This window comes from Roseixanthobacter finlandensis (assembly GCF_043195105.2).
Classification (GTDB): domain Bacteria; phylum Pseudomonadota; class Alphaproteobacteria; order Rhizobiales; family Xanthobacteraceae; genus NCEH01.
The window spans coordinates 1,486,126-1,510,578 of sequence record NZ_CM195536.1 but is presented as its reverse complement, the minus strand read 5'-3'; the positions used below and the strand labels follow the sequence as shown (position 1 = coordinate 1,510,578).

16 protein-coding genes are annotated in these 24,453 nt (G+C 63.3%); 10 read left to right on the top strand and 6 right to left on the bottom strand.

Going from position 1 to position 24,453, the window contains the following annotated elements:
- Positions 1–14 precede the first annotated feature (14 nt).
- The 3 genes from V5G24_RS06980 (at position 15) to V5G24_RS06970 (ending at position 7,959) form a co-directional block, all read left to right on the top strand.
- The gene (locus V5G24_RS06980) at positions 15–3,035 is read left to right on the top strand and encodes a BPTD_3080 family restriction endonuclease (protein WP_394085465.1); all 3,021 of its coding nucleotides are present in this window, start codon (positions 15–17) and stop codon (positions 3,033–3,035) included.
- Positions 3,036–3,101: 66 nt separating this feature from the next.
- Positions 3,102–5,906, top strand: coding sequence for a site-specific DNA-methyltransferase (locus tag V5G24_RS06975; RefSeq protein WP_394085464.1), 2,805 nt, complete (start codon positions 3,102–3,104; stop codon positions 5,904–5,906).
- A 4-nt stretch (positions 5,907–5,910) separates the two neighbouring features.
- The gene (locus V5G24_RS06970; RefSeq protein WP_394085463.1) at positions 5,911–7,959 is read left to right on the top strand and encodes a 3'-5' exonuclease; all 2,049 of its coding nucleotides are present in this window, start codon (positions 5,911–5,913) and stop codon (positions 7,957–7,959) included.
- Between the two features lie 168 nt (positions 7,960–8,127).
- Here the strand turns inward: V5G24_RS06970 and V5G24_RS06965 are convergent, their stop codons facing one another.
- Positions 8,128–8,880, bottom strand: a complete 753-nt coding sequence (locus V5G24_RS06965) for a helicase-related protein (protein ID WP_394085462.1) — start codon at positions 8,878–8,880, stop codon at positions 8,128–8,130.
- 603 nt (positions 8,881–9,483) lie between these two features.
- Here V5G24_RS06965 and V5G24_RS06960 point away from each other — a divergent pair.
- The 7 genes from V5G24_RS06960 to V5G24_RS06930 all read left to right on the top strand — a co-directional run bounded on the left by V5G24_RS06960 (position 9,484) and on the right by V5G24_RS06930 (position 18,382).
- On the top strand, positions 9,484–9,984 hold the full coding sequence (locus tag V5G24_RS06960) for a DUF302 domain-containing protein (RefSeq protein ID WP_394085461.1): 501 nt from the start codon (positions 9,484–9,486) through the stop codon (positions 9,982–9,984).
- A gap of 112 nt (positions 9,985–10,096) precedes the next feature.
- Entirely contained in the window at positions 10,097–12,955 is a 2,859-nt protein-coding gene (locus V5G24_RS06955) for an ATP-binding protein (RefSeq protein ID WP_394085460.1), read from the top strand.
- An 85-nt stretch (positions 12,956–13,040) separates the two neighbouring features.
- Positions 13,041–13,454, top strand: coding sequence for a nuclear transport factor 2 family protein (locus V5G24_RS06950; protein WP_394085459.1), 414 nt, complete (start codon positions 13,041–13,043; stop codon positions 13,452–13,454).
- 514 nt (positions 13,455–13,968) lie between these two features.
- A complete protein-coding gene (locus V5G24_RS06945) occupies positions 13,969–14,829 on the top strand; it encodes an alpha/beta fold hydrolase (protein WP_394085458.1) in 861 nt (286 codons plus the stop codon).
- A gap of 88 nt (positions 14,830–14,917) precedes the next feature.
- Complete coding sequence (locus tag V5G24_RS06940) at positions 14,918–16,546, top strand: GMC family oxidoreductase (protein ID WP_394085457.1); 1,629 nt, start codon at positions 14,918–14,920, stop codon at positions 16,544–16,546.
- Positions 16,547–16,579: 33 nt separating this feature from the next.
- A complete protein-coding gene (locus V5G24_RS06935) occupies positions 16,580–17,416 on the top strand; it encodes an alpha/beta fold hydrolase (protein ID WP_394085456.1) in 837 nt (278 codons plus the stop codon).
- A 186-nt stretch (positions 17,417–17,602) separates the two neighbouring features.
- The gene (locus tag V5G24_RS06930) at positions 17,603–18,382 is read left to right on the top strand and encodes an alpha/beta fold hydrolase (protein ID WP_394085455.1); all 780 of its coding nucleotides are present in this window, start codon (positions 17,603–17,605) and stop codon (positions 18,380–18,382) included.
- Between the two features lie 276 nt (positions 18,383–18,658).
- Here V5G24_RS06930 and V5G24_RS06925 read toward each other — a convergent pair whose 3' ends face one another.
- The 5 genes from V5G24_RS06925 to V5G24_RS06905 all read right to left on the bottom strand — a co-directional run bounded on the left by V5G24_RS06925 (position 18,659) and on the right by V5G24_RS06905 (position 24,383).
- A complete protein-coding gene (locus V5G24_RS06925) occupies positions 18,659–19,330 on the bottom strand; it encodes a DNA polymerase beta superfamily protein (protein WP_509292318.1) in 672 nt (223 codons plus the stop codon).
- Positions 19,331–19,393: 63 nt separating this feature from the next.
- The gene (locus V5G24_RS06920) at positions 19,394–20,083 is read right to left on the bottom strand and encodes a hypothetical protein (protein ID WP_394085454.1); all 690 of its coding nucleotides are present in this window, start codon (positions 20,081–20,083) and stop codon (positions 19,394–19,396) included.
- A 31-nt stretch (positions 20,084–20,114) separates the two neighbouring features.
- On the bottom strand, positions 20,115–20,837 hold the full coding sequence (locus V5G24_RS06915) for a hypothetical protein (RefSeq protein WP_394085453.1): 723 nt from the start codon (positions 20,835–20,837) through the stop codon (positions 20,115–20,117).
- Positions 20,838–20,850: 13 nt separating this feature from the next.
- Positions 20,851–23,403 carry a vWA domain-containing protein gene (locus V5G24_RS06910; RefSeq protein WP_394085452.1) on the bottom strand — a complete coding sequence of 851 codons (2,553 nt, stop codon included), beginning with the start codon at positions 23,401–23,403 and terminating at the stop codon, positions 20,851–20,853.
- Entirely contained in the window at positions 23,400–24,383 is a 984-nt protein-coding gene (locus V5G24_RS06905; RefSeq protein WP_394085451.1) for a hypothetical protein, read from the bottom strand. Before V5G24_RS06905 ends, V5G24_RS06910 begins: the two co-directional genes overlap by 4 nt.
- Positions 24,384–24,453: the final 70 nt, after the last annotated feature.

The following is a 24,453-nucleotide window of genomic DNA, read 5'->3' as shown; positions in this document are numbered from 1 at the left end:
GTGGGCGGACCATTATGAGCGACGCGTTTTTCCAGTCTCCGATTCTCAACTCGCCCTATGAGGAACCCTCACGTCATTGGGAGCTGGATTCGGGAGGGCAACCCACAAGTGAGGTGGTCCTGAAACGCCGCACCAGTGCCCTGGTCTCGCCAATCCCTAAGCCCAAGAGGGTACGAGGAAGGGCGCTTCAAGCAGACCTTCTCGCTGACGAGCTCGGGCAGGAATACAATCCGACCGAAGTGATCAACGGCATCCGCTCTGCTGTCGAAAGCTGGCGCCGCCTGCCTGAAAGCCAATGGCAGGTGACGCCCTCGACCGCACGGCTGCTCCGGCATTGGCGCACGTACCCCTTCGCGAATCAGAAGCCGTTCTTCTGTCAGGTCGAAGCGGTCGAGACGGTCATCTGGCTGACCGAGGTGGCACCGAAGTCGTCGTCCCAGGGGCGCCGCTTCTGGACGCATCTGGAAGCCGCCAATGCGGCCTCCAATCCCGAGCTGATGCGCATGGCGCTGAAGCTGGCGACCGGCGCCGGAAAGACGACTGTGATGGCGATGTTGATCGCCTGGCAGACGATTAATGCGGTGCGGCACCCGAACGCCAAGAAATTCTCGCGCGGCTTCCTGGTGGTGGCGCCGGGCATCACCATCAAGGACCGCCTGCGCGTGCTGCAGCCGAATGATCCGGAGAGCTATTACAGCACCCGCGAGCTCGTGCCGGAAGATATGTTGCCGGACCTCGGCCGGGCAAAGATTGTCATCACCAATTACCACGCCTTCAAGAAGAAGGACGAGGTGCCGCTCAACAAGGTGCAGCAGGCGGCGTTGCAGACCACGCCCCGCCAAGAGAGTGATGGCGCCATGATCCGCCGCGTGGCGGGTGAGTTGATGGGGCTCAAAAATATCGTCGTGCTGAACGACGAGGCCCACCATTGCTATCGCGAGCGTCCCCTCTCCCCCGAAGAACTGGCGGCGCTGAAGGGCGACGAACTGGCGGAGGCGAAGGAGGCCAACGAGGCCGCGCGCCTGTGGATTTCCGGCCTCGAGGCGGTGAAACGCGAGTTGGGCCTCCAGATGGTCTACGACCTCTCCGCGACGCCCTTCTTCCTGCGCGGCTCCGGCTATCGGGAGGGGTCCCTGTTCGGCTGGGTCATGAGCGATTTCAGCCTCATGGATGCCATCGAATGCGGGATCGTGAAGCTGCCCCGCGTGCCGATCATGGACAATGTGCCCGGCGGCGACACGCCGATGTTCCGCAATCTGTGGGACTATGTGGGCAAGAGCCTGCCGAAGAAGGGCCGGGCGAATGCCAAGGGCTATGACCCCCAGAAGCTTCCCAATGAGCTGCTGACCGCCATCGACGCGCTCTACGGGCATTATGAGAAGACCCACGCTTTGTGGCGGGAGGCGGGAATCGGCGTGGACCCGGTGTTCATCGTGGTGTGCAACAATACCGCGACGTCGAAGCTCGTCCACGATTATATCGCCGGCTATCAAGTGGGGGACGCGCAGGGCAATCAGATGCTCATCGCGGGCAAATGCCCGCTGTTCCGCAATTTTGACCCTGACGGCGTCGCCATCCCGCGCATGCGCACCCTACTGATCGACAGCCAGGAACTGGAGAGCGGCGAGGCCATCAGCACGGAATTCCGCGAGGCCGCCAAGGAGGAGATCCAGCGGTTCAAGGACGAATTGACCCAGCGCACCGGAGACCGGTCGGCGGCCGAGAAGGTCGACGATGCGACCATCCTGCGCGAGGTGATGAACACCGTCGGCCGCAAGGGCGCGCTGGGCGAGGGCATTCGCTGCGTGGTCTCGGTGTCCATGCTCACGGAAGGATGGGACGCCAATACGGTCACCCATGTGCTCGGCGTGCGGGCGTTCGGAACCCAGCTTCTGTGCGAGCAGGTGATCGGCCGCGCGCTGCGCCGTCAATCCTACGCATTACAACCCGACGGTCTGTTCAAGGTGGAATATGCCGATGTGCTCGGCATTCCCTTCGATTTCACGGCCCAGCCCGTGGTCTCCAAGCCCAGCCCGCCGGACGACATGGAGCGCGTCTTCGCGGTCATCCCGGATCGGGACATGAGCGAGATCCGCTTTCCCCGCGTGGAGGGCTATCGCACCGAACTGCCGCAGGAGGTGCTCACTGCCGCATTCTCCGAGGATTCGACGCTGGAACTGACGCCGGATCTGGTGGGCGCGACCGAGACGGTCAATGCCGGCATCATCGGCGAGCAGGCGGACCTGACCCTGGCGCATCTGTCCGATGTCCGCCCCGCCACCATCCAGCTTCGGCTTGCCGACTGGATCGTCAAGCGCCGGCTCACCGATGCCGATGAGCAGCCCAAGGTGGGGCTGATCATGCAGTTGAAGCCCATCGTGCGGCGCTGGATGGCCGAGCATCTCACCTGCACCGGCGGCACCCAGCCGGCGCAATTGCTCTATTACGGTATCGCCGATCGTGTGGCCGACCGCATCATGGCGGCGATCACCCGCGCGCAGGATGGCGGGGGGCGCGTGCTGGCGCTGCTCGATCCCTATAATCGCGAGGGCTCAACGCGGCATGTGCGCTTCACGACCAGCAAGGACCGCTACGAGACCGGCCCGCGCTGCCACATCAATTATGCGGTGATCGACAGCGATTGGGAGGCGGAATTCTGCCGCGTGGCGGATCGGCATCCGCGCGTGCTCGCCTGGGTGAAGAACCACAATCTCGGCTTCGAGGTGCCCTATTCGGCCGGCGGCGAGGTGCGGCGCTATCGCCCGGACTTCATCGTGCGCATCGACGATGGCCGCGGCGCGGACGACCCGCTGAACCTCGTGGTCGAGATCAAGGGCGCGCGCGACGAGGCCGACAAGGACAAGGCGGAGACCATGCGCACCTTGTGGGTGCCGGGGGTGAACAATCTCGGCGGGCTGGGCCGCTGGGCTTATGCCGAGTTCAAGGATGTGTGGACCATCCGCACCGAGTTCGCCGCCAAGGTGGAAGCGTGGCTGGATGAGGTGACCCACGCCGGGGCACATGCCGATGGCTGATCGCAAGACCGCCGCTTATTCTATTGCCGCCTTCATTGTTTTGCCTGCGCCTTCAAGGAACGCCTGATGTCCAAGTCCCCTTTGCGCGTTGATGCGCTGACCCATGATGAGGCGACGCGCAAGAATGCGCCGACGGCGGAACTGGAGGCGTTCGTGCCGCCGGACATGAAGGCGCCGATCCGCGTGGCCTATGAGCGGCGCAATCCCGATCTCGATCCGCAATTGGTGTGGCGGGGCAAGGATGTGCTGGATTGGTCGGACCTCGTGGTGGAGGCGCCGCCGCTTTATATCCAGGAGAAGATCCACCCCAAGGCGCTGATCGAGGATCTCAAGCGCGCCAGCACGCGGCGCAAGGAGCCGGAGGAGGCGCCGGACCTGTTCGCGGATTTCAACGGCATCGAGCCGGAACAGCGCACGGAATTCTATGCCCACGACCAGCATTGGTCGAACCGCATGATTTTGGGCGACAGCCTGAAGGTGATGGCGAGTCTCGCCGAGCGGGAGGGGCTGAAGGGCAAGGTGCAGTGCATCTATATCGACCCGCCCTATGGCATCAAGTTCAACTCCAACTTCCAATGGTCCACCACCAGCCGCGATGTGAAGGACGGCAAGGCCGACCATCTCACCCGCGAGCCGGAACAGGTGAAGGCCTTCCGCGACACGTGGCGCGACGGCATCCACTCCTACCTCACCTATCTGCGCGACCGCCTCACCGTGGCGCGGGATTTGCTCACGGAGAGCGGTTCCATCTTCGTGCAGATCGGGGATGAGAACGTCCATCGCGTGCGGGCGCTGATGGATGAGGTGTTCGGGGATGAGAATTTTGTTGCACTGGCCACTATCGAAAAGACAAGCGCTCAAACGACGGATTTGATTTCCAGCAGCACAGACTACATATTATTTTATTGTCGCAGCCGAGGTAACGTTAAATTTCGTCAGCCACTGGAGGAGAAGGGCGCGACAGATAGTATGATGAATGAATATTCATTTTATCAAGATGAGAATATTAGTAGATTTTCTGTCCCAAATAACTTGTTGGCATCCGATTGGATGGCGTTAAATGAAAAGTATAAATTATTCTCAAAAGACAACACGACATCAAATAGGCCTCCGGGCTCTTTCCCTGTGCCATTTCGCGGTCGAAAATATACTCCAGGTGCGGGGTTCTGGAAGACCGGAGACGTGGGCTTTCAGCGTCTAATTAAGGCTGATCGAATCGAAACTCGCGGATCATCCTTGCGGTATGTGAGATATTTTAAAGATTATGCGGCTATACCTATAAATAACGTCTGGAGAGATGTGAAATTTTCAAGTCGAAGGGACGAAAAAACATATGTTGTTCAATCTTCATCTCTTCTGATCCAACGCTGCATCCTGATGACCACCGATCCCGGCGATCTGGTGCTCGATCCCACCTGCGGGTCCGGCACCACCGCTTACGTGGCCGAGCAATGGGGCCGGCGCTGGATCACCATGGATACCAGCCGCGTGGCGCTGGCGCTGGCCCGCGCCAGGCTGATGGGCGCGCGCTATCCCTGGTACATCCTCGCCGACAGCCGCGAGGGGCAGATGAAGGAAGGGGAGATCACCCGCACCCCGCCCCCCGACACGCCCACCTACAACCGCCTGCGCCACGGCTTCGTCTATAAGCGCGTGCCGCACATCACGCTGAAATCCATCGCCAACAATGCCGAGATCGACACCATCTGGGAGAAATTCCAGCAGGTGCTGGAGCCCCTGCGCGCCGCGCTGAATGCCGCGCTCGGCAAAGAGTGGCAGGACTGGGAAATTCCCCGCGCGGCCGGCACCGATTGGCCCGCGCCGGCGCGCGCGGCGCATCAGGCGTGGTGGGAGCAGCGCATCGCCCGCCAGAAGGAGATCGACGCCTCCATCGCCGCCAAGGCGGACACCGAATATCTCTACGACCAGCCCTATGAGGACAAGGCCCGCGTGCGCGTCGCCGGTCCCTTCACGGTGGAGAGCCTCTCGCCCCATCGCGTCGCCGCCGTGGATTATGACGACAGCCTGTTCGACGAACTGGAGGCCGCCGAGGGCCGCCGGCAGGCGGGGCCGGTCTCCGAGAGCGCGGATTTCGCGCAGATGATCCTCGACACGCTGAAGAAATCCGGCGTGCAGCAGGCCCACAAGGCGGACCGGCTGGTGTTCTCCGCCATCAAGCCCTGGCCCGGCCGCTTCGTCTGCGCCGAGGGCCGGGTGCGGCAAGCCTCCGAAGGGGAGAGCGCCACGCTCGCCGACAGCCCGGAGCGGCGCGCCGCCATCATGGTCGGCCCGGAATATGGCACCGTGGTGCGCCTCGACATGACCGCCGCCGCCCGCGAGGCCATGGAGGCCGGCTTTGACATGCTGATCGTCGCCGCCTTCAATTTCGACGCCCATGCCAGCGAGTTCGACCGCATGGGCGCCCTGCCCGTGCTCCAGGCCCGCATCAATCCCGACCTGCACATGCCGGATCTCGCCAATACCGGCGCCGGCAATTTGTTCACCGTGTTCGGCGAGCCGGACATCAAGGTGCATGAAGAAAGCGACGGCCGCGTTTCCATCGAGGTGGCCGGCGTCGACATGTACAAGGGCGGGCAGATCGAGAGTTCCAGCGCCGACGACATCGCGGTCTGGTTCATCGACACCGATTACGACTATGAGAATTTCCGCGTCCGCCACGCTTATTTTCCCGGCGCGAACGATCCCTACAAGGCGCTGAAGACCACGCTGAAGGCGGAAATCGACCTGGAAGCCTGGGAAAGCCTGAAGCGCACCCGCTCCCGCCCCTTCCTGCGCCCCGTGGGCGGCCGGGTGGCGGTGAAGGTGATCAACCATCTGGGCGATGAAGTGATGAAGGTGGTGGGGGTATAGCCGCGTGACCCTGCTCTATGCCTCCACCTTCACCAAGGCGCTCGGCCGGCTCGCCGCCGCCGAGCAGAAGCAGGTGAAGATCGCCACCGTGGATCTGGCCCTTGATCCCGGCGGCAACGGGCTTCAGATGCACCGCGTGGAGGCCTCTCCCGGCTTCTGGACCGCCCGGGTCTCGCAGGACATCCGCCTCGTGCTGCACAAGGACGGCGCGCATACGCTCCTCGCCTATGTGGGCCATCATGACGAGGCCTATCGCTGGGCCGAGCGCCGCCGCCTCGTGCCGCACGAGCGCACCGGCGCGATGCAGTTCGTGGAGATCGTGGAACGGTCGCACGAGAGCCTTATTCCCCCGGCGCCGCCGGATCAGCCCTCGGCCGCCCCCGCGCCGTTGCAGGTTCATCATCCCTTCGCCAGCCTGACAGACGACCAGATGCTCGATGTCGGCGTCCCCCGCGACTGGCTGGAGGCGGTTCGTTCGGCCGAATCCACCAGCGTGGACGGCCTGTTCGCCCGCCTCCCCGACGAGGCGGCGGAGGCGCTGCTCGACTATGCCACCGGCGGGCGGCTGGAAGAGCACATTGCGGTGCGGGCGCCCCTCGGTGCCGATCCCTTTTCGCACCCGGATGCGCAGCGCCGCTTCCGCATGGTCGAGGGCGTGGAGGAACTCAAGGCCGCGCTCGATGCCCCGTTCGCGCAATGGGCTGTCTTCCTGCACCCCACGCAACGGGTGCTGGTGGAAAAGGCCTGGAGCGGCCCGGCGCGCATCTCGGGATCCGCCGGCACGGGCAAGACCATCGTGGCGTTGCATCGTGCGGCGTACCTTGCCCGTCAGCCAGCCGCCCACGTCCTTCTGGCGACCTTTTCGGAAGCCCTGGCGGACACGCTCCGTAGCAAAGTCGATCTGCTCACCCAAGCCCATCCCGAGCGAGGGGATCGTGTGGCGGTCTGTTCCCTGGACCAAGCCGCCTATGAGGTCTTCACCGCAGCCTTCGGCGGCATGCGCCTCGCCAGCCGCGCGGACCTGCTTGCGGCCGTCTCAGCCGCCCAGGCGCAGCAACTGGGGGCCGGCCATTCTGCCGCGTTTCTCATGGAGGAATGGGACGAGGTGGCCGACGCCTGGGGCGTGTCCGATGCCAGCAGCTACGGCGCGGTCCCGCGCCTCGGTCGCAAGACCCGCTTGGGGGCAAAGCAGCGCGAGGCCGCCTGGGCGGTCTTCGCGTTCCTCCAGGCTTATCTGGCGGCGCGCAATCTTGTCACCCAGGCCCAGGCCTATCACCGGCTGTCCGATTGGCTTTTGAGCGGAGAGCGTCTGCCCTACACGCACATCGTCATCGACGAGGCGCAGGATCTTTCGGTCGCGCAGGTGCGCTTTTTGACGGCCGCCGGGCGCGGGAGAACCGATGCGCTGTTCTTCACCGGAGACATCGGCCAGCGGATCTTCCGGCTGCCGTTCTCCTGGGCGAAGCTGGGGCTGGATATTCGCGGCCGCTCCACGGTGCTGAAGGTCTGCTACCGCACCTCGCACCAGATCCGCTCCCTCTCGGACCGCCTGCTTCTGCCGGTCATTTCTGATCAGGACGGCATAAGCGAGAGCCGCCACGGCACCGTGTCGGTGTTCGACGGGCCAGAGCCCCAGGTCCAGCTGTTCGCGGACGAGCGCGTAGAAATCACGGCTGTTGCCGGATGGATCCGCGACTGCCAAGCACAGGGTATCGCTCGTGACGAACTGGCAATTTTGGTCCGCGGTCCCGGTCAGATCGATAGTGCGCAAGCGGCAGCAGATTTGGCAGGCTGCGCCGTGCCGATCATCCAGATGCACAACGCCAAGGGTTTGGAGTTCCGCGCTGTGGCCGTCATGGCGCTGGATGAAAATGTGCTGCCCGATCCTCAGCGGCTGAGCGAAGTGGGGGATTTGGCCGACTTGGAGGCCATCCAGGAGACCGAGCGCCACTTGCTCTATGTTGCCGCCACGCGAGCCCGTGACCGGCTGATGCTCTCCGGCGTTTCTCCGGGATCGGAATTTCTCGATGATATTCGGATGACGGTCAGTTGAACAGGCGAGCAGCGCCCCGCCACCGCAGTGTGCACGTGCGAATGGTTCAGAAGTGGCACGTGGAGTAAGCGGGGAGACTTGGTCGACGAATTGTCCCGGTATGGGCTTGTAGCGAATTGAGTTGGAAACGCTTCGGGATGGCACCGCGCAATCCGCGTTCCAGCGGGGCTAAGAAAAACGAATAGAGCCATCCCCTTCCGGCTCGGGAAGCTGAAGGCCTTCACGCAGGAAGGTGGCCGCCAGCGCCGCACGCAGCGGGTCCTGCGCGCGCGCCGACATCTCCGCGCCCAGCATCCGTTGCAGCTCGCCCACATCCGCTTGCGTGTCGCCCATGGGCCACAGCGCCGAGCGCGCCAGCCGACGCTTGCGCTGCATCAGGGAGTGCAGGAGGCAGTCGAAGGAATGCTCGCGGTAACCGGAATGGATCGCCATGGGCACATGCACGGTGAGCGGCTGGGTCTGGCCGATGCGATGCACCCGGTCGTTGCACTGCTCCTCCACCGCCGGATTCCACCAACGGGACAGATGGATGACATGGGTGGCGGCGGTCAGCGTCAATCCCGTTCCGGCCGCCTTCGGGCCCAGCACCAGCAGATCGAAGCCCGCCACGCCACTCCCCGCCTGGAACCGATCGACAATGGCCTGGCGCTTCTGGATGGGCGTGTCACCATTGATGAGATCGACCCGCTTGAGGCCGAACGCCGACTTCACCAGCTCGATGAAGCGATATTGCATCTGGCGGTGCTCAATGAACACCAGCGCTTTCTCCTGCGCAGCGGCAATGCTCCGAAGAATGGTGAAGGCCGCCTCCACCCGCCCCGAGGCGGCGATGAAATCCGCATCCGCATCTGCACCCTCTAAATCGGGATGCACCGACACCGTGCGGATATGATGCAGCGCTCCGGTCCGTTTCGAGCACACCGCTTCTTGGGATCAGGCTCACGTCTCGGTCCTCTCGATAACAAGTTCCGTTGTCGTCACAGCTCGCATCAAAGTCCGCAGCTCCGAATCTTCAGGGCTTCCGAAGGCCGCATCGAACCCGGCCTGCGCCCTCGCCCAAAATGGCCAAGCCTTGTCGAGTCGTTCCCGACCTAAATCCGTGAGATGAAGCTCCTTGCTCCGGCGGTCCACGGCTCCTTGCACGGTCCCCATGAGACCATCTCGCGTCAGCGGAAGGATATTCCGGCCAAGGGTTGTCCTGTCCATGACCAGAACGTCAGAAAGACTATTGATAGTCAAGGGGCCGTAAGCCTTCAACTTGGCGAGGATCGAGAATTGCGTAATGCGCAGCCCTGATGGTGCCAAGTGCTGGTCAAAATACTGACTGACGTGCCTTGCGGCTTGGCGGATTGCCAAGCAGGTACAGAACTCCGGAGAGGTGGGCTTCATAGAGCAACCTTGACAGCCTGGATCATATAGGCGTAATTGCGCATTTAAAGGCGTATATACGCTTATGTCCAATCAGTGAACCCGTAATTTCCGAGTTGTCAGGGAAATCTACCCGCGGACAACGAGCAGGCGGCCATGATCGAGAGCTTTACCGTTCAGCACTGCGAGCATGTCAGCCAGCGCTCTTTTGAAGATGTCGTTGCCCGATTTGAGGCTGAGATTGGCGATCTTGCGGATCCAGGCATCATTCCACGCGAAATCGCCACGGCGGCCAGCCCGGCGGACTTCGAGTTGCGGATAAAGGCGTATGAGGGTCGAAGCGGATTCATGCGCTTCCTCACCAACGACCATGGAGCCTGGATGGCGCGCGTCGGGGTGGACGCCAAGATCCGGTCGTACATCATCGGTAACCCGCTGGTGGCTAGAACCATGATCACGCACGACCCCGGCGTCGGCCTCAATGTTCCAATCAGAGTCGTAATCTTCCAGACGGCATCGGGCGAAGTGCGCTTGGCCTACGACTTGCCCTCGTCGTTGATGAGCCGTCTCCACAATGACCAGGTGTCCGCTGCCGCTCTCAAGCTGGATGCAAAACTCCGCAGTTTGGCGGAACTCGCGACGGGGGCGCCCGCATAGTGGCGACGGAGGAGCCACGCAATGCCGGTCGCGAATGGAAGGATAGTACGAACAAAGATTCTACGGGGACACAGGGTCCCCCGCTTTTCAACGGGTATTGTGTCAAGGCCCCATGTCTGCTGGCGATATCATCACATTCGGATCCTACCGGCTGATACCGGAAGAGCGCCTGCTGCTGAGGGACGGAGAGGCCGTCGACCTCGGCAGTCGAGTGCTTGATGTCCTCATCGCGCTCGTCGAATCGGCCGGCGAGGTCGTCGGCCAACGCGAATTGATCGCCCGTGTTTGGCCTAACGTGGTGGTGGGCGACGGCAGCCTGAGAGTGACGATCGCCAGTTTGCGCAAAGCGCTCGGTGACGGCGAAGGCGGGGCTAGATACATAGCCAACGTGACGGGCCGCGGATATTGTTTTGTCGCGCCTGTCGATCGTGCGGCAGCTCGACTACCTGAACCGGCGTCGCCACCCGTCCTCCCTTCCTCCCTTTCCGTCCCCAAACACAAGCTTCCGCCACGCCTAACGCGTATGGTCGGTCGTCAAGGCGCCGTGGAGGCGTTGTCCACACTGCTCGCCTCTCGGCGCTTCGTCAGCGTGGTAGGCCCGGGCGGTATGGGCAAGACGACGGTCGCCGTGTCCGTTGCCCACGCCCTGCTCGACCAGTTCGGCAATGCCGTCTTCTTTGTAGACCTCGGCGCGGTCACCGACGCGGCAGTCGTCGCGAGCGCGGTTGCGACTGCCGTGGGAAGCTCCGTGCAGACGCATGATCCTCTTCCCAGTCTCATCGCATTCCTCGCGGGCCGTCGAATGCTGCTGGTCCTCGACAACTGCGAGCACGTCATCGACGCCGCAGTTTCGCTGACGGAGCGCCTCTATAGCGATGCGCCGGAGGTGCATATCCTCGCCACAAGTCGAGAGGCGCTGCGCGCCGACGGCGAGCACGTTCACCTATTGGCGCCACTCGACTATCCGACTGCGCGAGAAGATCTGACCGCGGCCGAAGCCATGGCTGCGCCGGCGGTGCAGTTGTTCATGGAGCGCGCGGTTGCCAGTGGTCACACCGGCGCGCTGACGGACGCCGACGCGCCGACCGTCGCCGCTATCTGCAGCAGACTGGACGGTATTGCGCTTGCTATCGAACTCGCGGGAAGCCGAGTCGGCGCCTATGGCTTGCAGGGCACGGCTGACCTGCTCAGCAATCGATTCAAACTCCTCTGGCAGGGGCGCCGAAGCGCCCCGCCTCGCCATCAGACCCTCGCGGCGATGCTGGACTGGAGCTTCAATCTTTTGTCCGACTGGGAGCGGCGCGTGCTCAGGCGCCTTTCAGTTTTTGTTGGCGAGTTCACTCTGGAAGCAGCGCAGGCGGTTGCGGTCGATGACCAAACCGATGCGGTTGATGTCGCTGAGGCGATGTCCAGCCTGATCGACAAATCGCTGGTCTGGGTCGCGCCGTCCGGCAGGGTCGCACACCATCGATTGCTTGATTCGACGCTGGCCTTTGCGGCCGAGAAACTCGCACAAACAGACGAGGAAAACGCCGTCGCCAGACGACATGCCACCTACTTCGCGAATCGACTTTCGAGCGCGGCGGGCGAAGGAGTCGCGATCACCATTGAGGACGTAGCATTCGCCGCTCCGTACCTGGGCAACATTCGCTCGGCCCTGGAATTGAGCTTTTCCGCTGGCGGGGATGCGGCAATCGGCGTCGAGCTGGCGGCCGCAGCGGCTCCTTTATTCTTTAGTCTTACCTTGTTCACCGAGTGCGTTCGCTGGTGCGAACAAGGTCTGGCTGCGTTACCGAAGCAAGATCAAGGAAACGCTCCCCACCTGACGCTGCAGGCTTTTCTAGCTGTTTCGGCGATGTTTACCCGAGGTAACAGCAACGAAGTCGGGACAGCCATCGAGGCCGCGCTGAGTTTGGCAGAAGCGCGCGGCGACCAAGTATATCAAATGCATCTGATCGTCGGTTTGAGTATCTTCCTGACCCGCATCGGCGATTTTCAGGGCGCCCTTGGGGTCGCCCAACGCAGCATTCCAGTCGCGGAGGCCTCTGGCTTCCCCGGCGTTATCGCGACGGCAGAGTCAGTAGTTGGTGTTGCTTACCATTTGGCGGGAGATCAGATCGGTGCGTTGCGCCACTGCGAACGCGGCCTAGCGGTAGCTGAAGCTGCCGGCGCCGCGCACGTTGCCTTCTTTGGATACGACCATGAGGTTCGCGCCCTCCTTGCGCTGGCACGCTGCTACTGGCTAACCGGGTTTCCGGACCGTGCCGCAGATACCGCAAAGAGGGTGATCAAGCTGGCGACCGAGCGCGATCACCCCGTCAATCTGTGTATGACCTTGATCTTCGCGGCAACCGTATTCATCTGGCGAGGCGATTTCGATGAGGCGGATCAGCATGTCCGCCGCCTTCTTGCTCACGCGGCACGACATTCCCTCGGCCCCTATCACACCCAGGGCATGGCACTGAGCGGCGCCCTGGCTGTCGCGCGTGGCAATCCGGCGGAGGGCATAGCGCTCTTGAAACGCGCTCTTGAAGTGCTGCGCGTGCAGAAACATCACGCCCTAACACCGGCACTTTACCTAGCTCTGGCTGAGGGGTTCTTGAGAGCTGGGGAGTTCGAAGAAGCGGCCGCGACAGTCGACGCTGGCCTGGCCCTCAGCGAGGACTTCGGCGAAAACCTGAACGTTTCAGAACTGCTCAGAGTACGTGCGGAGATATTACTCCAAACGACTCCTCCCGACCCGGCTGCCGCGGAGCGCGTCTTTCAGCTCTCCTTGCACAAAGCAAGGGAGCAATCGGCTCTCAGCTTCGAATTGCGATCGGCTATGGGGCTTGCATGGCACTGGTACAGACGGGGCGAATTGGCGAAAGCCACCGACCTCCTGGAAGGTGTCCATCGACGCTTTGTGGAGGGGGGCCAGACAAAAGACCTAGTATACGCGCGAGAACTCCTGGCGCGCTTCGAACAATAACGCCCTTTAACAACTGATAACATGCTCCCAAGCGTCGCCTGCGCCAATATTTACTCGAAGTAATGCAAATAGGGCGTCGATTGATATGTCTCATTCCGATAAGCGGCAAGAGTCCACGACGCAGGATTCGCCCTCGAGTGCGCTGATCGCCAAGCTGCCACCATCGGTGGCCGCTTATGTTGGCGCAACGAACGCAGGCGATCTCGATGCTTTGTTGGAAACATTCGTCGACGACGCCCTCGTTAATGACCAGCTTGTCGATTACTGGGGGAAGAAGGCCATCGCGACCTGGGCGGCTCGCGACATCATCGGTGAGCGGTTGACGCTCGAGGTCGTTAAATTGGTCGAGCACTATGGGCACTCGATCGTGACCGCCCATATCGATGGATTGTTCGACAAGCGCGGGTTGCCAGATCCGCTCGTGCTTGCATTTTATTTTTCATGTCACGATGAGAAAATCGTTCAGCTCATCATTCTGCGCAATCAATCTGGCATCTGAATCGGCTTTGACGGGGCGCGAAGCCCTGCGAGGCGTGACCTGGAACCGCCCTTGGACGCGCATGTTTGACGCCCTGCCGACTCAGGACTCGAGATTGAGGATATCGGCACCATTGAAGTCCGGGCTGCACCGGCCGCCGCCGCCCTATCTCAGGCACCGACACCTTGAGCACTCCGTCGACGCTTCGGGCGTGAGGCACCAGGGTGTGAGGCACGGAGGGCCAGTGCACCATCGGCGCGGGGCCATGCCCCATAATATCCCTCTCATGACCATGGTATTTTCGCGGCTAAATGAGCGCCGCCAAGCGGGGCGCTAAAAAAGCATCCCTCCATCCGTACAGTTCACACGAATTTGTTACTCAAAAAGTGTTCAGACCGTACTTCATCATCAAAATTTCTTGATGACAGAACTTTTCACGAGCTTACGCCTCATAACATCCGATCCAATATCCGCCATGCCATCCTCTGTCGTGCCGCTCTAAACCAGAGATTTACTCTGAGCGCCTGGAGATGACATGACCAAACTGGATATCGCAAACCGTGAGGGCGCCACGCTGGAAACCGCGCCCACCCGTTACATCGAAGGTGGTGGCATCCGCTTCGCCTATCGTCAGCTCGGCCCGTCGACCGGAACGCCGCTGATTCTGCTGCAGCATTTCTCGGGCAATATCGACGCCTGGGATCCCGCCGTCGTAAACGCCCTGGCCGCCGATCGTCCCGTGATCGCCTTCGACAATGCCGGCGTCGGCCGTTCCACCGGCCAAACCCCCGACACTGTTGCGGCCATGGCCCGCGACGCGATCACCTTCATCAAGGCACTCGGCCTCTCCCAGGTTGACCTGCTGGGCTATTCGCTCGGCGGCTGCGTTGCCCAGCAGATGGCGGCTGAGCACGGCTCGCTGGTCCGTAAGGTAATCCTCGTCGGCACTGCGCCGCAGGGTGGCGAAGAGCACCTGCTGGCGGTTCTGAAGGATGCGTTCTCCCAAACCGAAGCGCCTGACGTGCGCCTGCCGCTGTTCTTCACGAAGACCTCTGCCAGTCAGGCCGCCGGCCGGGAATTTCTGAACCGAGTCTATGCCCGCAAGGAAGATCGCGACACCGATGGCGGCAGCGCCGTGACCGACCCGCAGGCAAAGGCCCTGATCACATGGTGCGCCACGCCTTCCCCCAAGAATACCATCCTGCGCGCCATCAGCCAGCCGACCCTCCTGGTCAGCGGCAGCCATGACACCATGCTCCCGGCGAGCAACGCCTACGCGATGTTCAAGGCCATGAGCAATGCCCAACTGCTCCTGTATCCCGACTCCGGCCACGGTGCCCTCTTTCAGCACCACGCGCTCTTTGTGAATCACGTCAGCACCTTCCTAAACGCCTAACCGAGACAGCCATGGCTCTGGCTCGGACATCTGGCGCCGGCTCGCGCCATCTGTGCCGAGCCGGGACCCTCCTTTTTTGAGGTGTGAGATGAGTGAAACATCCAATCTTGAAAGTCTCGACGCGGAGTTCGCCCGCAACGCTGAAGAAAACCAGCTTCGGCTTCGGGCCGCACTTCGCTCGAGCTACGACTTCATCGTGTGCGGTTCCGGTTCTTCCGGCTCTGTCGTGGCGCGGCGTCTGGCCGAGAATCCGGCGGTCTCCGTGCTGCTGATCGAGGTCGGCGGGAGCGACACTGCGCCTGAAGTGGAGATGGCGGCGGCGTGGCCGATGAATCTCGGCAGCGCGCGCGACTGGGGCTACACGGCCTTACCCAATCCGCACCTCAACGGGCGCGCCATCCCGATGAGCATGGGCAAGGTGCTTGGGGGAGGATCAAGCATCAACGTCATGCTCTGGGCGCGCGGCCACAAGAGCGACTGGGATTATTTCGCCGCCCAGGCCGGCGATCCCGCCTGGAACTATGACTCGGTTCTGGGCATCTTCCGCGAGATCGAAAACTGGCAAGGCGTGCCCGATCCCGCCCGCCGCGGACAGGATGGCCTGCTCTACATCACGCCCCCGATCGAGCCGCACCCCGTCGCAAAGGCGATGCTCGACGCCGCCGTCGAGCTTGATATCCCCGTCTTCGACGATGTGAACGGCGCCATGATGGAGGGGTCCGGCGGCGCGGCCTACTTCAACCTGCGAATTCGCGACGGCCGGCGGCAGTCGATTTTCCGCTCCTACGCCTTCCCGTTGATGAACCAGCCGAACCTGACGGTGCTGCCCGGGACCCTGGTCACGCGCGTGCTCATCGAGCGGGGAGCCGCGATCGGCGTGGAATGCATCCTCGAGGGCCGGAGCCGCCGCTTCCTCGCGTCGCAGGAAGTGATCCTGTCCCTCGGGGCCATCCAGACCCCCAAGGTCCTGATGCAGTCCGGCATTGGCGATGGCGAGACGCTGGCAGCCCTGGGAATCCCGGTGGTGCAGCACCTCCCGGGAGTGGGCGCCAACTTCCAGGACCACATCATGGTGACCAGTTGCATGTGGGAATACCCCGAGCCGATGCCCCCACACGGCAATGGCGGCGAAGCGACCCTCTTCGCCAAGAGCGCGCCGGAGCTCGACAGTCCCGATATCCAATTGCTCCAGATCCAGTTCCCGGTGCCAACCCCTGAACTTGCCGGGCGTTACGCCATTCCGGCTGGATCCTGGGGGATCTTTCCGGCGCTGCTGCGTCCTCACAGCGTGGGCCGCCTGCGGCTGACCGGAGCAAAACCCGAAGATCCGATCCTGATCGACTCGCAGATCCTCTCCGATCCGGCCGACCTGACAGCATTAAAGCGGTGCGTGGAGCTGGCGCGGGAGGTCGGCAACGCTCGAGCGCTTCAGCGCTTCGTGAAGCGGGAGGTCATGCCGACCGCGCTCGACGCTGCCGACCTGGACAAATTTATCCGCGATGGCGTGTCGACCATCTGGCACCAGAGCTGCACCGCCAAGATGGGACAGGACGACATGTCCGTCGTGGACAGCCGCCTTAAGGTCTACGGCGTCGACCGCCTGCGGATCGCCGATGCCTCCGTGATGCCGCGAGTTCCCCTGGCCAACACCATGGCCCCCTGCGTCATCATCGGCGAGCAGGCAAGCCGGGCAATCGCTCGCGAACGTCAGCTTTGATCCCCCGTCAAACTAGCAGAGAGAGAGACTTCGATGAAACTTATGACATACGTGAAACGTGTGGCATCGACCGCACTCCTGGCTGTCACCGCCGTCGGCATGTTGAACATGGCGGTGGGGACAGCTTCGGCCGCCACCCCGGGAACGGGGAAGCCCACCATTATTCTGGTCCACGGTGCGTTCGCAGACTCATCGAGCTGGGACGGCGTCATCTCCAGGCTTCAGGCTGACGGATATACCGTCATCGCCGCTCCCGATCCGCTTCGTAGCCTCAAGAGCGATTCCAATTATGTGTCCGGCATCGTCAAAAACACCAAGGGGCCGGTGGTCCTGGTCGGTCATTCCTATGGAGGTTCGATCATCACGAACGCCGCGACCGGCGCCGATAATGTGAAGGCCCTGGTCTATGTCGCGGCCTACGCGCCGGAAGCTGGCGAGAACGCCTTCGATCTCACCGGCAAGTTTCCGGGAAGCATCCTGCCTGACGCGCTGGCCCCACCGATTGCCCTCGCGGACGGCGCTCATGACCTCTTTGTCCAGCAGGGCAAGTTCCGGTCTGTATTCGCAGCCGACGTTCCCGAGAAGCAGGCCGAGCTGATGGCGGCTACCCAGCGCCCCGTGACCGACGCCGCGCTTAAGGGAGCCTCTGGGGCGCCGGCGTGGAAAATCATTCCCTCATGGTTTGTCTACGGTAGCGCCGATAAGGTCATCCCGCCGGCCGCACACGCCTTCATGGCGCAGCGTGCGGGTGCGAAGGAGGCCTTGGTCGTGAAGGACGCGCCTCATCTCGTCATGGTCTCTCATCCGGCTGTCGTCGCCAGACTCATCGAGAAGGCAGCGGCAGCGGAAGAAACCGCCAAGCAAGACTGATGTCCGACCCGGGCGGACCTTTCTCCAAAGGCCCGCTCGGCAACAGTGGCTCCCAGCCAGCGCGATCCGGCTGCATTGATGGGACGGGCGAATGGCCCGCGGCCAGATAGCGCCGTCATCCCGGCGCAAATTCGCCGCCGCCTTGCGCGAACAAATTTCTCCCTCACGATCAAAGGACGATCAATCATGATGATGAACAGACGTAGCTTCTCGGCCGCCCTCGTTGCCGGTGCCGCGGCTTCGCTGATCTCCACCCGCGGCATCGCCGCCACCAAAGCGCCGGCGAAGGCGCGCAACATCGTGCTGGCCCACGGGCTGTTCGCCGATGGGTCATGCTGGTCCGATGTGATCGCGCGTCTTCAGGCGGCGGGTCTCAATGCCACGGCCGTGCAGAACCCGCTGACGACGCTGCCGGAAGCCGTCGCCTCCGCCCAGCGCGTGCTTGATCGGCAGGACGGGCCAACTGTCCTGGTCGGGCATTCCTTCTCCGGCATGATCGTCTCAGAGGTCGGCGTGCATCCGAAGGTGTCGGCGCTGGTCTATGTGGCGGCGCGGGCGCCGGACGCGGGCGAGGATTACGCCGCTCTGGCGAAGACTTATCCCACGCCGCCGGCTTCCGCCGGCATCGTCTTCGACGGCGATGAGGGCCGCCTCACCGAGGAGGCGTTTCTGCGCGACTTCGCTGGCGATCTGCCGGAGGCTAAGGCGAAGGTACTCTATGCAGTTCAGGAGCCGTTTCACAGGGCACTGCTCACCGGCAAGACCACGCAGGCCGCCTGGCGCTCGAAGCCGAGTTTCTATGCGGTTTCCACCGAGGATCGCACGATCAACCCGGATCTGGAGCGCTTCATGGCCAAGCGGATGGGCGCAAAGACCATCGAAGTGAAATCCAGCCATCTTTCCCTGATCTCCCATCCCGATGAGATCACCCGACTGATTCTGGAAGCGGCCGGGCAAACCGCCTAACAAAAATGGGCGCAGAAATCACAACAAATTTTCCGTTCCAGCCATAATTCTACGAGGTTGGAATGTATAAGATTTTCGCATTCTAAATAAACAGAAAGTAATCTGCATGTGTCAGCTTATTTACTGCTGCGATAAAAATCACATTTCGCAGGTCTTAAACTTGCCTCCAACTCCCATCCGATGAAGCTCGATTTATAGAGCGATCGCGAACGCGAGCTTACGTCGTTGATGAACGCATCACCTCCGGCTGATCAGCGGGCAGACGAACGAAACTCCTTAGACGCAGGCGCACGTTGCGGAAACCGCCCGCTCGGTGGGCGGTAGCGCCGCCGCCGCAAGCTCTGCGCCGCCTCGCCCATCCGCTAAGAGCCTGTTTGGGAAATCGGCGGCTGAGGGCCGTCGAGGGATTTCTGGCGATCCGGCAGGAGAAAACGCCGGCTCGATGCCGCGCATCGGGCCAAGTTTTCGACGCACCGGGCACCGGAAAGATCCGGCGGACCGACCCGTCCCACTTTTCCAAACAGGCTCTAAGAGGTGATGGCGGCCCGACGCTCGCTGCCGAGCAGAAAACTGAATAGTGACTGACGCCAGGTATCGACTGGGGATGTCATAGTGAAATATGCCGTTCTCGGATCCTGTCATAAGCGCGGGGACGTGCATGGGGGCACCCTCTCGCTGGGGTGATGGCACAGCCATCTTAGTACCGTTGCTGGACGCAAGGCATAAAATAGCTTCTTTGACGGAATACACTTTCCGTCTCCAAAGTACATACGCCGCTGAGTACATGTGCCGCTGTCGAAGCCAAAGATGGAGATAATGGCGGGCCACCAGTTCTCGGCTCCCAAATTTCGTCACGAAGGCAAGGAGCTCGATTTTGAATTCTTCCGATCCAGAATAGGAAATTGGACTTTGCAGCCATTCGATGACGACAGCGTTATCCTTGAGCATCAGCTTCAATGCCTTGCCCAGATCCCCGCCGTTGATATCAAATATCCCGCCTATATTTACCCCTCAATCCGCTTTCCGTACGTCATGCCGCAAGCTGAAAACACAGCCCTCACCCGATATTCGAGTGTCGATGAGGAATCGCCGCGGCGTCAGCAGCCGGGCCTTGTAGGAGGTCGCCATCCCATCGCCGCCGCCCGCGCCGGTGACAGTATGATGATCGACCTGTGTCCATTTCGGGTGGTCGTCCTCGGGTCCCGGATTGGTCGCCGCCTGGAACACGTTCATGTCGAACACGCCCTTCCATGCGACCCGCGCCTTCATGCCCTTGCCGTTCATCATGGTGACAATCATGCCGCCGATCTGCCGGCACTCCGCCGCCCCGGAGACACCGCGTAGCGTGGTCGTTCCATCCCACGCCCCGTCTTCCGGGGTCCAGTCCTGGAACAGCTCAAGGTCGCAGGTGCCGTCGCCGCCGATAGCTGTTTCCGCATCGCGAATGCTCACCTTGGACCAGCCGATCTCGTCGCCATGGATCATCACGAAGCTTTCGGGATCCGCGGGAACGTCGGTACCGAGCAGGATGGCCATGTCATTCAGTGTCAGGTCGGAGAGATGGCAGCGGCATTCCTTGCCGCTGCAATCAGCGACCATGGCTTTCTTCCCACCGTTGGCCTGCGCAAGCGCGGCGCGGGGACATCCCACTCCGAGCACCAGGAGGATGGCGGCGATGATCCCGAAGCCTGAGTATTTCATGGATTAACCTCGTCTGCGGCGCCGCAGCGCGTCACTTGCCCACACGCGTGAAGTCGTAGACCGCCGTGGTTCGGCAGTTGGCCATGCCCAGTGCGCTGAGTGCGGCCGCGTTAGCCCCCGCGCCCGCGCCGATGCGCAGATGCATCGTGGCGGTGGCGCGCTCCGGAGTGAGCAGGGTCGATGTCAGGCCGATATCGACCTTCAGCATGCCGGTGTTCGGGATGTTGATGTGGCCTTTGAAGCGGCCCGGTGCAGTTTCGGTCCATTCGACCACCCGGGTCACGCCGCCGCCATCCAGCTTCGCGGGATCAAAACGCCCGTTCCAGGTGACCGGCACGGTGGCGCCCATGTCGTCGATGATCGGCGGGACCATCTCGGCCACCTGCGGCAGGCAACCGGACATGGAACTGACGCGAACTGAGCTCCGCCACATGCCGTCGAGCGGCGTCATGGGCTCGAACAGCTTTACCTCGCACCGTCCCGTCCCGCCCGCCGCGCGATGCACCTCGTCGGCGGAGCGTGGCGAGAAATAGGTCTTGCCCCCGACCGACACCAGCGTCATGCGCATCGCGCGGGCGGGAATGTCGGGCCCGAGCAGGAACGCCAGATCGTCCTGGGTGATGTCGACCAGTGCACAACGGCAGCCGCCCTGCGCGCAGCGGGCGACCATAAGCTCCTCGCCGCCATTTTGCTGGGCCTGCGCAGTCAAGGGCGAGAGGGCCATCATGGCCGCGACGAGCAGATGCCGGATCATGCGCGCCACTCCGTCAAAGCTGGGGAGCGAGGATTTCAAGCGGGTCGAGCCCGTCGGGAACCGTCACCTCGATGCCCCCGATCGCCTTGACCATGCCGGCAAGTGCCGCGCCTGCCGGGACCGCGCGGGTGTCGGAGGCGCGGGACGGCGGCCCGGCGACAGCCAGCGTCGCCGCGAGGATGCGATAGGCCTGCTGGTCGGCCTCGCTCATCGGCTCGGTGCGGCAGAGCCGGCCGATCGCGATGTCCTCGCAAGGGCCGAGCTTGGCATCCCATTGGCGGGCATTGAGTGCGATCATGGTCTCGTTGCGGTCCGGCCGTAGCGGCAGGAACACGGTGGAGGGATAGCGGGCGGCGACGCCGGCGGCGGTTTCCATCACCAGGGCGGCCTCCATGCCCCAGCCGCTGGGCAGGAGCAGGCTGAGGCCGGTTGTCGCGTCACGATGGAGGCAGGGCTGCGGGGCGTCGCAGACGCTGCCAAGACCATCGGTCCCCTCTGCCTTGCGTGCCGCGCGGGCGGGCGCGGGGACCGCGAGATCTTGCGGCGACGGCGACGGGGCGAACAGCTTCAGCGCCGAATGGCGGATGGCCGCGTCGCCGGCCGTCTTGCCGGTGATCAACCAGAGGCCGGGCTCGATCCGCGTCTCCCACGGTCCGTTGACCGCATCATTGCTGGCGACGGCAAGAGCGTCCCGACCATCGACGGGAAAGGCGAACCAGCGGACCGCTCCGCTCTCCGGCATCCCGGTGAGCCGCAGCGTCACCAGTCCGTCATCGGCGCGGGGCGCGTCCTCCCCGGCGGGGCTGCGCTCGCGCGAATGCGGGATGACGAAGCGGTTCGGCCTTCCCGCCACGACCGTGATTCGGCGGGCGAAGACGTTGTCCCCCGCCTCGCCGATGACATCGTACCGGCCGGGAAAGAACTCGGCCTCGACCGGATCCGCCGTTCCCTCATTCATCGCCCAGGCCTCGGGCGGCAGCTTCTGTCCGGGAACGGGTGTTGCCGACCACACCACGTTGAACCCCATGGTTCCCATGTCGGCCTGAAGGGTGACCGGAACGAGATCCCCTGGCGTCAGCGAGGCGCCGTCCTGCGACGCGGCTGTGCTCGCGGTCTGGGTCTGGCCGGGCTGAGCGGCGGGAGCGACCTCGACCTTCTCCAGCACCACGTCGATGGGCCGGCGCGCGATGACCTCGGCATCCTCGAACACATAGCGGAATTCGTAGCGCCCCGGCTCGTTCGGCATGCGGAAGGTCAGTGGCTGGTCCTTGACGTATTCGTAGGTGATGCGCTCGCCATCGCTCTGGCGCACCAGCTGGATGTTGTCATAGGTGGCCGCCGGCCCTTCCCACGCGACGACGATCTCGGAGCCGACCTGCGCCCGGTCGGGGGCGGTCAGCGTGACCTTGGCCTCGCTCAGGCTAATCGGCCGCGAGAAGATGGTCTCCGTGTTCTTGAACGAATAGACGAGCGTGAAGCGCCCGGGCGTGAACGGCAGGCGCAGACGGACCGGGTTGCCGTCGCTGATGGCCGCCTCGGCCACGCGCTCGCCCTTCGTGTCGAGCAGCTTGATGAAGTCGTGCTCCGCCGCAGGTCCAGTCCAGCCAATCTCGATCAGCGAGCCGGCTGGCGCGCTGTCGGGCGCGTTCAGCATGACCGCCGCCTTGGTCACGGTGAGCGGCCGGCGCGCGATGATGCCGGCCGAGTGGCTGGAATAGGCCAGCACGTATTGTCCGAGTTCGAAGGGCAGCCGGAGCGACAGCGGGTTCGCGTTGCCGACCGCAGCCTCTGCGACGCGCTCGCCTTTCGCGTTCAGGAGATGGATGTAGTCGAACTCACCCTTCGGCGCCGTGAAGCCGACCGCAAGCACGGACCCCGCGGGGGCGCTGTCCGCTGCGCTCAACGTGGCGGTGGGAGCGGCGGGCTCTGGGGCGGGAGGCGGTGCCGGCGCGGCCACCGTCGCGGCCAGCGCGTCGCGCAGGGCGTTGGCGTTCGACGCCTCGATATAGCGCCCACCGGTGTTCTCGGCGAGGCACGCGACCTGCGCGCCTTCCGCCTTGGTCAGGCCGAACCCGATGACATGGGCGGTGAAATTGAGTCCCGCCGCTTCCAACTCACGCCCCAGCGCGCAGGGGTCGGCCTTGCAGGTCTCCAGCCCGTCGGTGATGAGCACGACGGTGGCCGCCTCCTCGCCATAGCGCAACGCCTCGGCGGCCTGCCGCACGGCCTCGGAGAGCGGGGTCTTGCCGAGGAAGCGCATGGCTGCCACCCGTTCGCCGATGGTCTTCGCGGTGCCCTTGGCCGGCGCGACCATGAGTTCGATGTCGCGGCAATCGCCCTTGGAGCGGTGGCCATAGGCCATAAGCCCCAGTTCCTGATCTGCCGGCAGCGTGCCAAGAACCTTGGCCACGGTCTCGCGGGCGATGTCGAGCTTGGTCCGCCCGTCGATCTGCCCCCACATCGAGCCCGAACCGTCCATCACGATGATAGTGCGCGGCGCTTCCGCCTGCGCCAGCCCGACCGACAGCAGCATGGCGGCCGCTGCGTATGTGAAGGAACGCCTCATGTCGGTTCTCCTTTGGCCGAAAAGCCCATGCGCCCACCCACCCACGCGCAGGCGCGCTGGCCAAGGGCCTTGAACTTGTCGGAAGCGCGATCGAGCTTCGCTTCCCATTCGGGATTGGGTGTCTGGCCCGCGGTCACTTTGAAATAGGCCTGCAGCATGCAGGCGACGGCGAAGGGCTCGATAATGGTGGCCTTGATCGACCACGCGAACAGGGCGGCGAAGACGACGCCGCCCGCCGAAACCTGTCCCGGCATCAGCCACGCGACGGCCCCTGCCGGCGCCAGCATCACCAGAAAGACGAGAAGGGAGAACAGCCAGACCCAGGCCGTCACCCACGCCGCGCTGGTCATGAGCGGCCGCGCGTTCTGGGCATAGAGCACCAACGCCGCGCGCGAGGCGGTGTAAGGGTCCTGCCCGCGATTGTCGAAGCAATGGGCGAGCATCACCTCGTCCATCAGCCCGACAGCGATTCTCAGATAGGCGCGCAGGATCGAGGCCAGCCGGTCCAGACCGGGAAGGGGCAGGATCGACAGCACCCCCTCCAGCAGTCCCGTTACGGCATTGATCACGCCCTTGACCAGTTGATCGATGCCGAACAGCACGTTGGAAGTGCCGAAGCGCTCCGCCACCATGGCGCGGGCATGGGCGATCTGGCTTTGGCCGCCGGGAATCTCGCGGCCCCGCAACAGTTCGACCATCACCGCGATGTGGCCGGCCTTGACGATGTAGAGGATGTATTCGCGCAGCAGGTACAGCACCGCCCCGACCAGCCCGAAGCCGGCGGCCGCACCCCAGAATCCGGCCGACAGCCGGCTCTCATCCTCCCAAAAGGCGCCCACGCCATAGCCGATGCCGGCCCCGACACCCGTTGCCAGCACATAGGCCGCGGCAATGCCGACATAGACCATCAGGCGAACGAACAGGAAGGGCGCCGTTCGGCCCATCAGGGCGAACGAGGTGGAGACCTTGAAGGCTGACACTGTCGATTTTCCCGCTGTGGCCGCGCGGGTAACCTATGGGCATTCAGGAAGCGGGCAAAACTACCAAATG

Excerpts from the sequence above, each read along its gene's own strand:
- V5G24_RS06930 (WP_394085455.1), top strand. The coding sequence starts at position 17,603 with ATGATGATGAACAGACGTAGCTTCTCGGCCGCCCTCGTTGCCGGTGCC.
- V5G24_RS06920 (WP_394085454.1), bottom strand. The coding sequence starts at position 20,083 with ATGAAATACTCAGGCTTCGGGATCATCGCCGCCATCCTCCTGGTGCTC.
- V5G24_RS06980 (WP_394085465.1), top strand. The coding sequence starts at position 15 with ATGAGCGACGCGTTTTTCCAGTCTCCGATTCTCAACTCGCCCTATGAG.
- V5G24_RS06940 (WP_394085457.1), top strand. The coding sequence starts at position 14,918 with ATGAGTGAAACATCCAATCTTGAAAGTCTCGACGCGGAGTTCGCCCGC.
- V5G24_RS06915 (WP_394085453.1), bottom strand. The coding sequence starts at position 20,837 with ATGATCCGGCATCTGCTCGTCGCGGCCATGATGGCCCTCTCGCCCTTG.
- V5G24_RS06945 (WP_394085458.1), top strand. The coding sequence starts at position 13,969 with ATGACCAAACTGGATATCGCAAACCGTGAGGGCGCCACGCTGGAAACC.
- V5G24_RS06925 (WP_509292318.1), bottom strand. The coding sequence starts at position 19,330 with ATGCTCAAGGATAACGCTGTCGTCATCGAATGGCTGCAAAGTCCAATT.
- V5G24_RS06935 (WP_394085456.1), top strand. The coding sequence starts at position 16,580 with ATGAAACTTATGACATACGTGAAACGTGTGGCATCGACCGCACTCCTG.
- V5G24_RS06960 (WP_394085461.1), top strand. The coding sequence starts at position 9,484 with ATGATCGAGAGCTTTACCGTTCAGCACTGCGAGCATGTCAGCCAGCGC.
- V5G24_RS06955 (WP_394085460.1), top strand. The coding sequence starts at position 10,097 with ATGTCTGCTGGCGATATCATCACATTCGGATCCTACCGGCTGATACCG.
- V5G24_RS06975 (WP_394085464.1), top strand. The coding sequence starts at position 3,102 with ATGTCCAAGTCCCCTTTGCGCGTTGATGCGCTGACCCATGATGAGGCG.
- V5G24_RS06950 (WP_394085459.1), top strand. The coding sequence starts at position 13,041 with ATGTCTCATTCCGATAAGCGGCAAGAGTCCACGACGCAGGATTCGCCC.
- V5G24_RS06910 (WP_394085452.1), bottom strand. The coding sequence starts at position 23,403 with ATGAGGCGTTCCTTCACATACGCAGCGGCCGCCATGCTGCTGTCGGTC.